Here is a 15,202-nt window from a genome sequence, read left to right on the forward strand (position 1 = left end):
CGGATCACGTCTGACTCCATGAAAGCCGCCATGCCCCGATGGGCATGGCGGCTTTCGACGTTTCGTTAACCATGCAGCGCGCATTGCTCGCTTTTTGCCTTAGAATTTCAACCATTGATTAATCAGATAGGCCTAGACTCCTCCGATCCGGCGCCCTTCTCGGGCCCCGAGGTTTCGGAGTTCCGGACGATGCAGAACCTCTCGACCGGTGCCAAACTCGGCATCCTGCTCATCGCCGCGTTCCTGGGCGTGGCCGCGACGATGTACCTTTCCCTCACCACCCTGCGCGAAGCCCTCTACACCGACCGCCAGGATAAGCTGGAAGCCCTGGTCGAGATGGGGGTCTCCATTGTCTCTGCGGAAATCGCCCGTGCAGATGCCAGCGGGGGCGACCGGGCGGAGGCAATCCGCACCGGGCTCGCACTGCTGGAGCCGGTACGCTACGACGATGGCGAGGAATACCTCTCCGCAATCGACATGACCGGCGTCATGCTCATGAACGGCAAGTTCCCGAACATCGTCGGCCGCAACATGATCGGGGCGAAGGACAGCAATGGCGTCACTTATGTGCAGGATGCCATCAAGATCGCGACCACGACCGGACAGGGCTCCTTCGCCTATCTCTGGCCGCGCCAGAAGGATGGTGACCCGGAACCCAAGCTGTCCTTCATCCAGCGCGTACCCGGCACCGATATCGGCGTGATCACCGGGGTCTATACCGACGACATCGAGGCCGCCTTCCAGGCCCAGGCGCTGCAGCTCGGCGGCATCGCCGCAACGGCGGCGCTGGTGCTCGGCCTGCTGGCCCTGGTCGTGATCCGTTCGACCGTGCCGCCGCTGAAGGCCGTGAGCCGCGGGCTGGAACGCCTGGCGCAGGGGGAACGGGCCATCGACCTTAAAGGGATGGAGCGGCGCGACGAGATCGGCGCGATCGTCCGTGCGTTCGTCGTGGTTCGCGAGGGGCTGGCCGCGGCAGACGAACTGTCCCGCCAGCGCGAGGCCGAACAGGCCGCCCGGCTGACGCGGAGCCACCGGGTCGACGAACTGACCGGCCGCTTCGACGACGACGCCCGGCAGTCGCTGGCAGTGGTGCTCGACGCCGCCCGCGCCATGGAACGGGCCGCAGCCGAGCTGACCGAGGCGGCGGATCAGGCCGGCCGCCAGGCCGACACCATGGTCGGTGCCGCCAACCAGGCCGATGCCAATGTCCAGACCATCGCGGCCGCGGCGGAAGAGCTGTCGACCTCCACCGAAGACATCGCCCGCCGTGTGACCCAGGCCGCCGACATCGCCGCGCGGGCCACCGAAGAGGCACGGCGCACCACTGAAATCGTGCGCGGCCTGTCGGATACCGGCGACCGGATCGGCGAGGTGGTGGTGCTGATCGATGCCATTGCCGACCAGACCAATCTTCTGGCGCTGAACGCCACCATCGAGGCAGCGCGGGCGGGGGATGCCGGCAAGGGCTTCGCGGTCGTGGCCTCGGAGGTGAAGAATCTGGCGAGCCAGACCGGCCGCGCCACCGAAGACATCTCGCGGCAGATCGGCGCCGTGCAGGAAGAAACCCGCCGCGCGGTCACCGCCATCGACGGCATTGCGAAGATCATCAGTTCGATCAGCGAAATCGCCGGCGACATCGCCGCCGCGGTTCAGGAACAGGGCGCCGGCACCTTGTCGATCGCCCGCAGCACCCAGGCCGCCGCCCAGGCGACCGAAGCGGTGACCAGCAGCATCGCCGCGGTCGGCACAGCCGCAAACCAGACCGGCGCCACGGCCGGCACGGTGCGGGATGCCGCCGGCCGGCTCAATCGTCAGGCGGATGATCTGAAGCAGGTGGTCGATCGCTTCCTCGGCGATATTCGCGCGGCATGAAACCCGCCGCAGGTTGAAGGCAGGAACGCCGTTATCGCTTTCAGGCGGTAACGGCGTTTTTTCCTTTCACGAAGCCCCTCGAATACAGCATCATCTTTCCCAAGACGGCCCGGGAGTGAGATTTCACCCTCTGTGAAATGTCTCCTGATCAGATCAAGGATGCGGATCATTCCGGAACATGACATGCCCGACGACGCGCTGGGGAGCGGGTTGAGACGGGCATGTCGGGCAGTGGCATTCCTGCAGGGAGAGCAGGTGGCTGCATGCCCGCCGGGACCACGCGGGGACCATGGCCGTCGGCCCCGATCCGCCCAGGGAGGATACAGATGAACACCAGGAACGCGATCGCTGCCGCGGTTCTTGCGACCATGACCGGTCTCGCCGCGGGGGCGGCCCAGGCCGAGATCTCGGGCAACGTCGTGCGCATCGGCGTGCTCAACGACCAGTCGGGCATTTATGCCGACGTCACCGGCCAGGCTTCGGTCATTGCCGCCCAGATGGCGGTGGAGGATTACGGCGGCAAGGTCAAGGGCGTGCCGGTCGAGGTGATCTTCGCCGACCACCAGAACAAGCCCGATATCGGCTCCAACATCGCCAACCAGTGGTACGACCGCGACGGTGTGGACGTGATCGTCGACGTGCCGACCTCGTCGGTGGGTCTGGCCGTTCAGAATATTTCCAAGGAAAAAGGCAAGCTGCACCTGAATGCCGGTGCCGGCACCTCGGACCTGACCAGCAAGGCCTGCTCGCCCACCGGCATCCACTACGTCTACGACACCTATGCGCTGGCGACCGGCACCGGTTCGGCACTGGTCGGCCAGGGCGCCAAGAAGTGGTACTTCATCACCGCCGACTATGCTTTCGGCCATGCGCTGGAGCGTGACACCACCAACGCGGTCAACGCCGCGGGCGGCGAGGTGGTGGGCGGCGTGCGCGCGCCCTTCCCGACCACCGACTTCTCGTCCTTCCTGCTCCAGGCCCAGGGCTCGGGCGCGGACGTGATCGGCCTCGCCAATGCCGGCGGCGACACCGTCAACTCGATCAAGCAGGCGGCCGAGTTCGGCATCACGCAGGGCGGTCAGAAGCTTGCCGGCCTGCTGGTGTTCATCAACGACATCCACGCCCTGGGTCTGAAGGTCGCCCAGGGGCTGGTGGTCACCACCGGCTATTACTGGGACATGAACGACGAGACCCGGGCCTTTGCCAAGCGTTTCGCCGAAAAGTCCGGCGGCAAGATGCCCAACATGCTGCAGGCGGGCATCTATTCCGGCGTCACCCAGTATCTGAAGGCGATCGAGGCCACCGGTTCGGATGACGGCAAGACCGTCGCCGACCAGATGAAGGCGACCCCGATCAACGACTTCTTCGCCAAGAACGGCACCATTCGCCCCGATGGCCGCATGGTGCACGACATGTATCTGGTCGAGGTGAAGAAGCCCGAAGAGTCGAAGGGCCCCTGGGACTACTACAAGGTTCTGGCCACCATCCCGGGCGATCAGGCTTTCCGCCCGATGGACAAGGGTGAGTGCCCGCTGGTCAAGAAGTAATCAGGCCCCGGGCCGGTTCTGCCGCACGGGCATATCACCCGCGGATGTCCGGCCCCCAGCCCCCGCCCCTCGCTGGCCGATTTCGCCGGTCATGGGGCCGAACGCGAAACGCCGCCATCCTGTCCGGATGGCGGCGTTTCGTCGTTCAGATCCGTCCCCTGCGGGCCGGGCCGGCATCAGTCGCCGGCCGGTGCCTTGCCGACATCCGCACCGATGGTGCAGATCGCCTTGGGGTCGTCGATGCGCAGCACCAGGCTTTCCGAGAGATAAAGATGGTGGTGAATACCGTCATGCGAGCCATAGCCGGCCCGCAGATCCTGGCCGATCACCAGCGTGCCGACCCGCGGATCGACCAGCACGCCACCCTCGATCGGCGCCTTGAAGATGCCGACGGTGCAGACGCGGGAGATATGCTCCAGCTGCAGCACGTCGCTGCCGTCATAGCGGCGGAACAGCGAGTTGTAGAGCCGGGGCGACAGCGCCAGCGCATAGGGGCCGCGCATCCCGCTTTCGTCCAGCCTGTTCACCGCGGCGAGCACATCCTGCAACGCCTGATCGATATTGGCCCAGTCGCCGCCTGCGATCTCGTGGCGGCCGCGGGCACTCAGCAGGCCTTCCAGGCCGAAATCGGGGTTGCCGTAATAGATCATCTCCTCTTCGCGCGCGGCCACGGCCTCGGCGGCATCCTCGACCGGATCGAGATTGAGCGGCTGCCCCTGATCGGTGGACGAGGCGATGCGCCGCACGCTCAGCCGGAAGCCCTTGCGCAGCATCGGCACCGAGATCGCACGGCTCATCACCGCGCCGGCCTCGTCCGGGCCGGGATCACGGCAATAGTCGTCGTTGCCGATCTCGATCGAGGTCAGGCCCACACCATAGGGGCCGTCGACCTCCAGAAAGCGGCGGCCGGTCAGCGCGTCGCGGGCGGCCTCGATCGCCGCCTCGTCGATGCGGCGCCAGAGATCGGCACCGAAGGGGGCCTGGGAACGGTTCAGGTAATCCATCTCGTGAAACTCCTGCAGCTGGCGAACGGGAAAGCGGGGCCGGATCAGCGGCGCTTCTTCATGCGGCCGATGGTCAGCCCGTCGCCGCCGGTATCGCCATCGCCACCCTTGCCGTCACCGCCGCCGGTGGCGCTTTCCTCCACCCCGGTGATCGGGCCTTCGGTGAACAGATAGGTCTTGATCTGCTCAGCAAAGTCGCCGTCGTTCCGGCGCAGCCATTCCAGCGTCATCATGGCGTGCTCGATTTCCTCGCGCATGTTGTGCAGCAGGATCTCGCGCAGCTCGTCGTCTTCGCAATCATCGGCGCGCTGGCGGTACCAGTCCACCGCCTCCAGCTCTTCCATCAGCGACGAGATTGCATGATGAAGCGCCAGGGTGTGGCGGCTCAGCTTCTCGCGCGGGGCATGCAGGACCTCTCCGGCCATCTGCTCGTCTCCTTCTCGGTTTCGTTGCGCCGGTCCGCCGGCGCCGTCCCGTCCCGGGCAGCGGTCCGCATGGCCGCCGCTTCGTGTTTTGGGTGATCCCGACATCCCTAGATCCGGGGCCGTCAGCCGAAGCCGGCGGCAATGGCGGTCATGATCGCAAAACCGGCGATCAGCGCCCAGCTCGCTCCCATCTCCTGGCCGTGGCGGTGGGTTTCGGGAATCATCTCGTGACTGACGACGAAGATCATCGCGCCGGCGGCAAACGCCATCGTCCAGGGCAGCACTCCGGCGCCGAGGCCGGCAAGCGCCACCCCCAACGCACCGCCGATAATCTCCAGCGCACCGGTGCCGAAGGCAACCAGCAGCGCGTTGATCCGGCTGGCCCCGGTCATCATCATGCCGACGGCCGCCACGAAACCTTCGGGCAGGTTCTGGATCATGATGCCGATCGCCAGCGCCACGCCCTGGCCGAGATCGCCGCCGCCCTCCAGCCCCGAACCGCCGAGGCCGACGCCGACCGCCAGCCCTTCGGGCAGGTTGTGAAGCGCGATCGCCAGCACCATCAGCAGGGCCGGCGCCATCCGGCGGGCATCGATCGCCGCCACGCCGCCACCGTCGACGACCAGCAGGGCGTCACCGCCGGCCGCAACCATGGCCTGACCACCGGGCCCATGGGGGCCGCGCAGGGTCCGTTCGACCGCCTGGTCATCCTGCTGGACGTGCAGATGCGGCACCACCGCATGCAGGGCCGCGATCGCCGCCGCCCCGAGGCCGATGGCGACCCCGATGCCGAGCGCACCCCAGAGTGCCCCATAGCGGGCAACGGACGTGTCGAGCGCCGGGACAAGCAGGGACAGCAGGGCAGCCGCCAGCATCACCCCCGCGGCACCGCCCAGCAGCAGATTTTCCCGCCGGATGCCCGGCCGCCGGATCACCAGAACCGGCAGGGCGCCGAGACCGGTCGCGAGGCCCGCGAGCAGGCTGCCGCCAAGGCCGAGCCAGACCGGATCTATGGATGCGAGATCAGGAATGGCCCCCTCCGATCATCCGTCCTGCCGTCCTGCTTCTCACCTTTGCGGATCATGGCCAAGCATATGGGTCACGTGCATGACGGATCAACCGTTGCCACCATCCTCTCGCGAAATCCTCACAGGATCCGCGGGTCCGTCGCCACCGATCCGGCGGAAGGCGGCAAGGCCGACCAGACCACCCGCCGCCAGCACCGCGAACCCCGCCGCCCAGCCCAAGGGGTCGCCATCACCCCCGGCCCCGTCAAGCGCCAGGCCGAAGGTGATCGGCGAGAGGATGGCGCCGCCGAAGCCCAGCAGCGCATGCATGGCCATCGCGGCCCCGCGTACCGACGGATCGCTTTCGGCCACGGCACCCGCGGTCAGCGAGGCACTGTCGGCCATGACCATCAGATTGTAGATCGCGACCACCACCAGCACCAGGGCGAGCGGCGCCCCGGCGACCGCCGCGGTCAGACCGGCGAGCACGGCCGTCACCGACATCGCCACCGTGATCCAGCGCCGCCGGCCGAGCCGCATGGCCATTTCGTTGCCGAAGAAGCTGGTCAGGATGCCCGAGGCGATGATCGCACCGCCCAGGCTGCTGGCCCAGGCGGCCGCGGCACCGGCATGGACCAGAAAGGCGACCAGCCAGCTGCGCAGGCCGAACATTTCCCAGCAATGGCCGGCATAAGCGAGCGTATAGGCGATGGCGCGGCGGTTGCGCAGCACCGGCCGGAAATCCGGCGGCATCCACCAGGGGCGGTGGCGGATGCCGGCGGCCGGTGCGGGCGGCGGCGTTGCCGGCACCGCAACCAACGCCAGCACCAGTGCCATGGCCGCCGACACACCCGCCGCCCAGAACCCCGCCTGCCAGCCGCCTGCGGCGGCCACCAGCCCGGCCAGCCAGACCGACAGACCCGCCCCCAGAGAGAAGCAGGCGGTATAGCTTGCGACCGCCCGGCTCGCCTTGGGGCCGCGGACATGGTCGCTCAGGATCTTGAGGCCGGGCATGTAGGATCCGGCGAAACCGGCGCCGGCGAGGGCCTGGAACAGCCCGGCCGAAACCGGCCCGGTGGCGAAGCTGCCGAAGCCCAGCGTTGCAAGCGCGATCAGGGTCAGAGAGCCGATATAGACCCGCCGGGCATCGACCCGGTCGGTGGCGCCGGTCAGCACCGGCACCGCCGCGACATAGCCCACGAAAAAGGCCGAGGAAATCCAGCCCGCCGTGCCGTTGCTGAGGCCCCAGTCGTCGCGCAGCAACGGCAGCAGGGCCGGATAGCAGCCATAGGCGGCCATCGACAGCACTTCGCAGAGGCACATCACGGCGACCATGCGCAGGTTGCGCGGCGGCGGGCCGCCGGAGCCGGGCTCAGAGGGGCGGGGCAGTTCTGCTGACACGGCGTTCCGGCTCTCTGCTGGCGGATGACGCCGCAAACCTTAGCGCGTGGCCGCGATGCGCACACGCGCCCATGCTGCAACCCTGGCAGCACCGGTCATGCGGAACCGCGCACCACCCCACGCCGCCGGGCCAGCAGGCGCCGGGCCGCCAGCACCAGAAAGCCGGTCACCAGCCCCCAGAAGGCCGAGCCGATGCCGAACAGGGTGACCCCCGAAGCGGTGGCCGCGAAGGTCATCACCGCCACTTCGCGATCATCCGGATCCGACAGCATGCCGGCGATCGAACCGGTGAGCGGGCCGAGCAGCGCCACGCCGGTGATGATCTGAATGGTTTCCCGCGGCAACCCCATGAACAGGTCGACCAGCGGCGCCGAAAAGAGGGCGAGCAGCACATAGAACCCGGCATAGGCGATGCCCGTGACCCAGCGCCGGCGCGGATCGGGATGAGCATCCGGGCCGGTGCAGATCGCCGCGGTGATGGCCGCCAGGTTGACCGCATGCGCCCCCATCGGCGCCAGCAGCAGCGAGGCAAGGCCGGTGAGCGTCAGCACCGGCCGGGTGGGCGCGGTATAGCCGGCCTGGGCCAGCACCACGAAACCCGGCAGGTTCTGCGAGACCAGCGTCACCAGAAAGAGCGGCAGGCCCAGGCTGACGATCACCGCCGGATCGAAAACCGGCGTCACTGGCACCAGGCTGCCGAAGAGATCGCCGTCATGCGGCGCGGTGAAACCGCCGCCAAGCACCACCGCCGCCACCGCCACCGCCAGCACGATCAGCAGCGCGAAGGTGGGCGCCCGCTGGCGGGCGATCACGAAGACGACCAGCACCAGGCCCGCAAGCAGGGCATCGCTCTGGAAGGCACGAAACAGCGACATGCAGAAGGGCAGCAGCACGCCCGCGAGCATGGCGGCCGCCACGGCTGCGGGGATTCTGGCCGCCAGCCGCCCCAGCGCCGGCACCAGCCCCAGGATGATCATCATCACGGCAGCCGCCATGAAGGCACCGGTCGCTTCCGCCCAGCCGGCATGCAGGGTAGACGCGGCGAGCAGGGCCGCACCGGGCGTCGACCAGGCCAGCACGACCGGCATGCGCAGCCGGACGCTGAGCAGGGCACCGGGCAGCGCGATGCCGAGACAGAGGGCCGTGACGGCCGAGGTGATCTGATCGGGCGTGCCACCCAGGGCCTGACCCGCCTGAACGATCAGGGCGACGGTACCGCCGAAGCCCACCAGGGCGGCAATGAGGGCAGCAGAGAGCGAAGCGAGCGGCAAGGAACAGGGTCCCGGAGACGGCTGGGGAGAGGACCGCACTTTCCGCCATACGGGCTGCGGGCGCAAGCGTTCCACGCGAATGTCATGACGTTTCCATCGACTAAACCGATGGTTTATCAGGACCAGGAGGGCCACGCCTCCGACAGTACGAAGCCTGCCACGGCGTGCAGATCGTCACGACCGAAGATCGGCCGGCCACCCAGCAGATCGCGATCGAGCGCCGCACAGGTCAGGGCTGCCGGATCGGGCACGATCACCCCAAGGATCCGGTCGTCCCGCGGATAGAGCGGCCAGCGCGCATCCCGGCGGCCGGGATCCAGCACCTCCAGCCGCGGATGGCCGGCGCCGGCGAAGCCCTCGACGATGGCGATATCGGCCAGGCCGGCCAGGGCGAGCCAGCGGCGCAGCTGATCCGCCGGATCGGGTTCCGAAACGCCGTCGGGCCCGGTTGCCGGTTCTTCCCGCAGCACCCCCACCAGCCCGCCGCCGCCCACCACCACCGCGGCCGCCCCGGCCCGGCGATGACGGTCGCTGTCCTTGCCCGGCCGGTCGAGATCCGGGCGGTGATGGCTGCGCTTCACCGTGATGACCCGCCGGCCGCCGGCCGCGAGCAGCGGAATCAACCCCTCGATCAGCGTGGTCTTGCCGCTGTTGCCGGGTCCCACCAGGCCGATGATCCGCATATCCCCTCCCCGATCAGGCTGATCCGTTCCGCATACCCGTCGCGCCGCCGGTTGGCAAGTCGAGGCCGACCTATAGACCTGAAAGATCCTATATGAAATTCGGGCATGATGATTTTATGTGCATAAAACACATACAGCCTATGAATCGGGCAATTCCCTGCGCCAGACCCCTTGAGCCCGCTTTGCCTGCGCCGCGCTGAAAGCGTTGTGCAGCACGGGATACAGCTGGACCTTCGGGCTTGGCACGGATCTTGTAGGTACCTTGGTGTTGATACCAAAAGGCCCACACTTTCCGAGACCCCCGCCTGCTGCCGCCATCTGCGAGAGCCTGAGCCCATGACCGACAAGATCGTTCCGCCCGCCTCTCCCGACGCCGCCACCGCCGCTGCGGGGGCACACCGCTTCCGGATCAGCCGGCGGGGATTGCTGGGTGCCGCCGCAACGCTGGCCGCCGCGCGGCTGCTGCTTCCGGGGGGTGCCTTTGCCGCCGCGACCGGTGCGGCGCCCGAGAAGACCGACCTCACCATCGGCTTCATCCCGCTGACCGACTGCGCGCCTCTGGTCATCGCCCATGAGAAAGGCTTCTTCAAGCGCGAAGGCCTGAAGGTCACACTCTCGAAAGAGGCGTCCTGGGCCAATATCCGCGACAAGATGACCATTGGTGCCCTGGATGCCGCCCATATGCTGGCCGGCATGCCGATCGCCGCGACCCTGGGCCTCGGGGCCATCCCCCAGGCCCAGGTGACCGCGCTGTCGCTGGACCTGAACGGCAATGCCATCACGCTGTCCAATGCGCTCCATGACCGGATGGTCGCGGCCGACCCGGCGGCTATGGCCGAACGGCCGATGACCGCGCGGGCGCTGAAGGCGGTGATCGATGCCGACAAGGCCGCCGGCAAGGCGCCGCTCACCTTCGCCGCGGTCTTCCCGGTGTCGTCGCATATGTACGAGCTGCGCTACTGGCTGGCCTCGGCCGGGATCGACCCGGATGCCGATCTGCGCATCATCGTGATCCCGCCGCCGCAGATGGTCGCCAATCTGCGTGCCGGCAATTGCGACGGCTATTGCGTGGGCGAGCCCTGGAACGAGCGCGCGGTCGAAGCCGGCATCGGCAAGGTCGCGATCACCAGCGTCGAGCTTTGGGCCAATCAGCCCGAAAAGGTGCTGGGCGTCGCCGCCGACTGGGCGGAGAAGAACCCCGCGACCCACGAGGCGATGCTGCGTGCGGTGATCGCCGCCGGCCAATGGCTCGACGACCCGGCCAACCGGGCGGAGGCCGCCGACATCATCGCCGGCCGCGCCTATGTGAATGCACCGGCCGAGGTGGTGCGGATGTCGATGACCGGCACCTTCCGCTATGCCGCCGACGAGGCACCGCGCCCGCTGCCCGATTTCAACGTCTTCAGCCGCTACGCCGCCAACTTTCCCTGGATCAGCCATGCCGAATGGACGCTGACCCAGATGATCCGCTGGGGCCAGATCGACCGGCCGGTCGACATCGCCGCCACCGCGGCCGCCGTCTACAGGCCCGATCTCTATCGCAGGGTCGCCGCCCAGATGGGCATCGCGGCACCGACCATCGATCGCAAGCCCGAAGGTGTCAACACCTCCGCCTGGACGTTGACCGAGGCCACCCGGCCGATCGCCATGGGCCCGGATGTGTTCTTCGACGGCACCCGCTTCGATCCGGCCGACCCGGTCGGCTATATCCGCCGGTTCGCGATCAAGGCCCCGGCCGTGGACCTGACCGCGCTTGCCGCCGCCCAGACCACCCCGCGCGCCAGCGCCGCCTGAGCCAGGAGCCCGATCCCATGGCCGACATCTCCCTCGACGGTGCCGCAAAACCCGGCACCGGCATCGGACGGCGCCTCGGCCTTGTGGCCGAACGCATCGTCTGGCCGCTTCTGACCCTCGCCGTCGCACTCGGCGGCTGGACATTGATCCAGCAGACGGTGGCGACCGACCTGCCGGGCGTGGGTGAAACCCTCGCCCGCGGCATCGAGCTGTTTTCAGACCCGTTCTACGTCGCGGGCCCCAATGATCAGGGCATCTTCTGGCAGCTGCTCTATTCGCTGGGCCGGGTGCTGGCGGGCTTCGGCCTCGCCTGCCTGATCGGCCTGCCGCTGGGCCTGCTGATCGGCACCAGCCAGGCGGCATCCCGCGCCTTCACCCCGTTCATCGAGGTGATGCGCCCGGTCAGCCCGCTCGCCTGGCTGCCGATCGGCCTGCTGCTGTTCCGGGCGGTCGATCCGTCGGCAATCTTCGTGATCCTGATCACCAGCATCTGGCCGGTGATCCTGAACACCGCCGCCGGTGTGCGCGCCGTGCCGGCCGATTACGTCCAGGTCGGCCGCGTGCTGCGCCTGGGGCGGCTTGCCATGTTCCGCCGCATCCTGCTGCCCGCCGCCCTGCCCTATGTGCTGGCCGGCATGCGGCTGTCGCTCGGCACCGCCTGGATGGTGATCGTGGCAGCAGAAATGCTGACCGGCGGGGTCGGCATCGGCTTCTTCATCTGGGACGAGTGGAACAACCTCTCGGTCCCCAGCATCCTGGTGGCGATCGTCCTGATCGGGCTGGTGGGCATCGCCCTTGATGCCGCCATGGCCGCCGTCCAGCGCCGTCTTTCCCACTGAGACGGCCCATTGAGAGGGACGACCCCGATGACCAACCGACCGCATCTCTCGATCGAAGGCGTCGATCTCGACTTCCGCACCCGCGACGGTGTCCGCCCGATCCTGCGCGGCATCGATCTGAAAATCGCCCGGGGTGAATTCGTGGCGGTGATCGGCCATTCCGGCTGCGGCAAATCCACCCTGCTCAACATCGTGGCCGGGCTGATCACACCCGAACGCGGGGCCATCCTGCTCGACGACAAGGTGGTCGACGCCCCCGGCCCCGACCGGGCGATGGTCTTTCAGTCCCATGCCCTGCTGCCCTGGCTGACGGTGCGCGAGAATGTGGCGCTGGCAGTGGATCAGGTCCATCGCCGGACCATGGATGCCGCCGCCCGCGCACGGCTGATCGACGAGCATCTGGCGATGGTGCGCATGGATCATGCCGCGGCGCGCCGGCCGCACGAGCTGTCGGGCGGCATGCGCCAGCGGGTCGGCATCGCCCGGGCGCTGGCCATGCGCCCGGCCGTGCTGCTGATGGACGAGCCCTTCGGCGCGCTCGACGCGCTCACCCGCGCCCGGCTCCAGGACGAGTTGATGGCCATCCAGGCCGATCTGTCGATGACGGTGATGATGGTCACCCACGACGTCGACGAGGCCGCCCTGCTCGCCGACCGGGTGGTGATGATGACGGAAGGCCCGGCCGCGCGGATCGGCCGGATCGTCGATATTCCCCTCGCCCGCCCGCGCCGCCGGTCGCAGGTGCTGCGCGACCCCGCCTTCATCGAGGCACGGGTGCAGATGCTGTCCTTCCTCCATGGCGATGCCGCAGAGGATGCCGACGCCGCGGCGATGCTCGCCGTCGCGGCGGAATGAGCGGAGGTCTTCAGATGCACACCACCCGGGACCGCATCCTCGTCATCGGCGCCGGCATGGCCGGCACGCGGCTGGTTCAGGACCTGGTCGCGCTCGCGCCCGGCGCCTGCGACATCACCCTGATCGGCGCCGAACCCCACGCCCCCTATGACCGGATCATGCTCTCGCCCGTGCTGGCGGGGGAAAAGACCGCAGAGGCGATCCGCCTGCTGGACGACGACTTCCTGGATCGCCATGGCGTGACCTTCCTGGCCGGCGACGCCGTAACCGGCATCGATCGGGCCGCGCGGCACGTCACCACCGCCACCGGCCGGCGGCTGGATTATGACCGGCTGGTGCTGGCCACCGGGTCGCAGCCGATCCGCCTGCCCCTGCCCGGTGCGGCGCTTTCGGGCGTCGTCACCTTCCGCGACCTCGGCAATGTCGATACCATGCTGGCCCTGGGCCGGCCCGGCGCCCCGGCAGTGGTGATCGGCGGCGGGCTGCTCGGCCTTGAAGCCGCAGCCGGGCTTGCCGGGCGGGGCATGAAGGTGACGGTGGTCCACCTGGCCGGCCATGTGATGGAACGCCAGCTGGATGCCGAGGCCGGCGGCATGCTGGCGGATGCCCTCGCCGCCCGCGGCATCACCACGGTCACCACCGCGAACAGCCGGGCGATCCTGGACGATGGCACCGGCCGGGTCGCGGGGCTGGAACTCGCCGATGGCCGGGTGCTGCCGGCGGAGCTGCTGGTGATGGCGGTCGGCATCCGGCCCGAGACCGGCCTCGCCCGCGCGGCGGGGCTGGAGGTCGGCCGCGGCATCCTGGTCGACGACCGGCTGACGACGTCCGATCCGGCGATCGCGGCGCTTGGCGAATGCGTCGAATTCGACGGTCAGTGCTTCGGCCTGGTGGCCCCCCTCTACGATCAGGCGAAAGTGCTGGCGCGGGCATTGGCCGGCCGGCCCGGCGACGGCTTCGCCCTCCGCCCCACCGCCACCCGGCTCAAGGTCTCGGGCGTCGACGTGTTCTCGGCCGGCAGTCTGGGCGGCGCGGATGCCGAAGAGATCACGCTGCGCGATGCCGCCCGCGGCAGCTATCGCAAGCTGGTGATCCGTGACGACAGGCTGGCCGGCGTGGTGATGTACGGCGATGTCGCCGACGGCCCCTGGTTCTTCGAAACCATGCGCAGGGCGGAGCCGCTGGGCGCCCTCCGCGACCGGCTGATCTTCGGCCCGTCCTTCGCCGCCGGCCCCTCGGCCACGGGTGCCGATGCCGCGACCGCCGCCGTGGCCGCCCTTGCCGACGATGCCGAAATCTGCGGCTGCAACGGCGTCTGCAAGGGCACGATCACCGCGGCGATCGCGGCCCAGGGTCTCACCAGCCTCGACGAGGTGCGCGCCCATACCAAGGCCTCCGCCTCCTGCGGGTCGTGCAGCGGCCAGGTGAAGGCGCTGCTCGGCCTGTGCCTGGGTGGGGCAGCACCGGCAGAGGCAGAGGATGCCGATCCGGCGATCTGCACCTGCACCGACCTCGGCCATGATGCGGTTCGCGCGCGGCTCGGCGAGCTGCCGGCCATGACCGCGATCGAGGCCATGGCGGTGCTGGGCTGGAAGACGCCCGAAGGCTGTTCGAAATGCCGGCCGGCGCTGAACTATTATCTGCTCTGCGCCCATCCGGCCGCGGGTGTCGACGACCCGGCCTCGCGCTTCGTGAACGAGCGCGTGCACGCCAACATCCAGAAGGACGGCACCTTCTCGGTGGTGCCGCGGATGTGGGGCGGGTTGACGTCGGCCGCCGAACTGCGCGCCATCGCCGATATCGTCGACCGCTACGACATCCCGACCGTGAAGGTGACCGGCGGCCAGCGCATCGACCTGCTGGGCGTGCGCAAGCAGGATCTGCCGGCGGTCTGGCGCGATCTGAACGCCGCCGGCATGGTCTCGGGCCATGCCTATGCCAAGGGCCTGCGCACGGTGAAGACCTGCGTCGGATCCGAATGGTGCCGCTTCGGCACGCAGGATTCGACCGGGCTGGGCGTCAAACTCGAACGGATCACCTGGGGCGCCTGGATGCCGCACAAGTTCAAGATGGCGGTGTCGGGCTGCCCGCGGAACTGTGCCGAGGCGACGATCAAGGATTTCGGCGTGATCTGCGTCGACAGCGGCTACGAGCTGGTGGTCGGCGGCAATGGCGGCATCCATCTGCGCGGCACCGACCCGCTGACCAAGGTTTCGACCGAAGCCGAGGTGATCGAGATCTGCCTGGCCTTCATCCAGTTCTATCGCGAGGACGCCCGCTATCTGGAGCGCACGGCGCCCTGGATCGAGCGCATCGGTCTCGACCGCGTGAAGGCGGTGGTGGTGACGGATACCGCCGCCCGCCAGGCGCTCGCCGCCCGGTTCCTGGCCTCTCAGGCCCATGCACAGAACGACCCCTGGGCAAGCATCGCCGCCGCACCCGGCGCCGAATTCGCGGCCATCGACGTCCCCGCCCGCCAGGCGGCCGAATAAGGAAGCGCGCGC

12 protein-coding genes are annotated in these 15,202 nt (G+C 68.7%); 6 read left to right on the top strand and 6 right to left on the bottom strand.

The window, feature by feature from the left end; genetic code table 11:
• Positions 1-189: 189 nt before the first annotated feature.
• The gene (locus P7L68_RS18540) at positions 190-1,872 is read left to right on the top strand and encodes a methyl-accepting chemotaxis protein (protein WP_372000590.1); all 1,683 of its coding nucleotides are present in this window, start codon (positions 190-192) and stop codon (positions 1,870-1,872) included.
• A gap of 326 nt (positions 1,873-2,198) precedes the next feature.
• Positions 2,199-3,419 carry an ABC transporter substrate-binding protein gene (locus tag P7L68_RS18545; RefSeq protein ID WP_372000591.1) on the top strand — a complete coding sequence of 407 codons (1,221 nt, stop codon included), beginning with the start codon at positions 2,199-2,201 and terminating at the stop codon, positions 3,417-3,419.
• Between the two features lie 176 nt (positions 3,420-3,595).
• On the opposite strand, the gene P7L68_RS18550 is transcribed toward P7L68_RS18545, so the two are convergent.
• The 6 genes from P7L68_RS18550 to mobB all read right to left on the bottom strand — a co-directional run bounded on the left by P7L68_RS18550 (position 3,596) and on the right by mobB (position 9,210).
• Positions 3,596-4,423: a family 1 encapsulin nanocompartment shell protein gene (locus tag P7L68_RS18550; protein ID WP_372000592.1), complete on the bottom strand. Its 828-nt coding sequence runs from the start codon at positions 4,421-4,423 to the stop codon at positions 3,596-3,598.
• A 44-nt stretch (positions 4,424-4,467) separates the two neighbouring features.
• Positions 4,468-4,848: an encapsulin-associated ferritin-like protein gene (locus P7L68_RS18555; protein WP_372000594.1), complete on the bottom strand. Its 381-nt coding sequence runs from the start codon at positions 4,846-4,848 to the stop codon at positions 4,468-4,470.
• Positions 4,849-4,970: 122 nt separating this feature from the next.
• Positions 4,971-5,783 (bottom strand): ZIP family metal transporter, encoded by an 813-nt coding sequence (locus tag P7L68_RS18560; RefSeq protein ID WP_372000596.1) that lies wholly within the window; start codon positions 5,781-5,783, stop codon positions 4,971-4,973.
• Between the two features lie 180 nt (positions 5,784-5,963).
• The gene (locus P7L68_RS18565; protein WP_372000597.1) at positions 5,964-7,256 is read right to left on the bottom strand and encodes an MFS transporter; all 1,293 of its coding nucleotides are present in this window, start codon (positions 7,254-7,256) and stop codon (positions 5,964-5,966) included.
• Between the two features lie 95 nt (positions 7,257-7,351).
• Positions 7,352-8,527, bottom strand: a complete 1,176-nt coding sequence (locus P7L68_RS18570) for a benzoate/H(+) symporter BenE family transporter (RefSeq protein ID WP_372000599.1) — start codon at positions 8,525-8,527, stop codon at positions 7,352-7,354.
• Positions 8,528-8,643: 116 nt separating this feature from the next.
• Positions 8,644-9,210 (bottom strand): molybdopterin-guanine dinucleotide biosynthesis protein B, encoded by a 567-nt coding sequence (gene mobB / locus P7L68_RS18575; protein ID WP_372000600.1) that lies wholly within the window; start codon positions 9,208-9,210, stop codon positions 8,644-8,646.
• Positions 9,211-9,546: 336 nt separating this feature from the next.
• Between mobB and P7L68_RS18580 the strand changes: the two genes are divergently transcribed.
• From P7L68_RS18580 to nirB, 4 genes are read left to right on the top strand one after another with little or no spacing between them, the layout of a single operon-like run.
• Complete coding sequence (locus P7L68_RS18580; RefSeq protein WP_372000601.1) at positions 9,547-11,004, top strand: CmpA/NrtA family ABC transporter substrate-binding protein; 1,458 nt, start codon at positions 9,547-9,549, stop codon at positions 11,002-11,004.
• A 17-nt stretch (positions 11,005-11,021) separates the two neighbouring features.
• A complete protein-coding gene (gene ntrB / locus P7L68_RS18585; RefSeq protein ID WP_372000603.1) occupies positions 11,022-11,843 on the top strand; it encodes a nitrate ABC transporter permease in 822 nt (273 codons plus the stop codon).
• A gap of 27 nt (positions 11,844-11,870) precedes the next feature.
• On the top strand, positions 11,871-12,698 hold the full coding sequence (locus P7L68_RS18590) for an ABC transporter ATP-binding protein (protein WP_372000604.1): 828 nt from the start codon (positions 11,871-11,873) through the stop codon (positions 12,696-12,698).
• A 14-nt stretch (positions 12,699-12,712) separates the two neighbouring features.
• Complete coding sequence (gene nirB / locus P7L68_RS18595; protein ID WP_372000605.1) at positions 12,713-15,190, top strand: nitrite reductase large subunit NirB; 2,478 nt, start codon at positions 12,713-12,715, stop codon at positions 15,188-15,190.
• The last annotated feature ends 12 nt before the right edge of the window (positions 15,191-15,202 follow it).

The organism is Tistrella mobilis (assembly GCF_041468085.1).
In the GTDB taxonomy this organism is placed as follows: domain Bacteria; phylum Pseudomonadota; class Alphaproteobacteria; order Tistrellales; family Tistrellaceae; genus Tistrella; species Tistrella mobilis_A.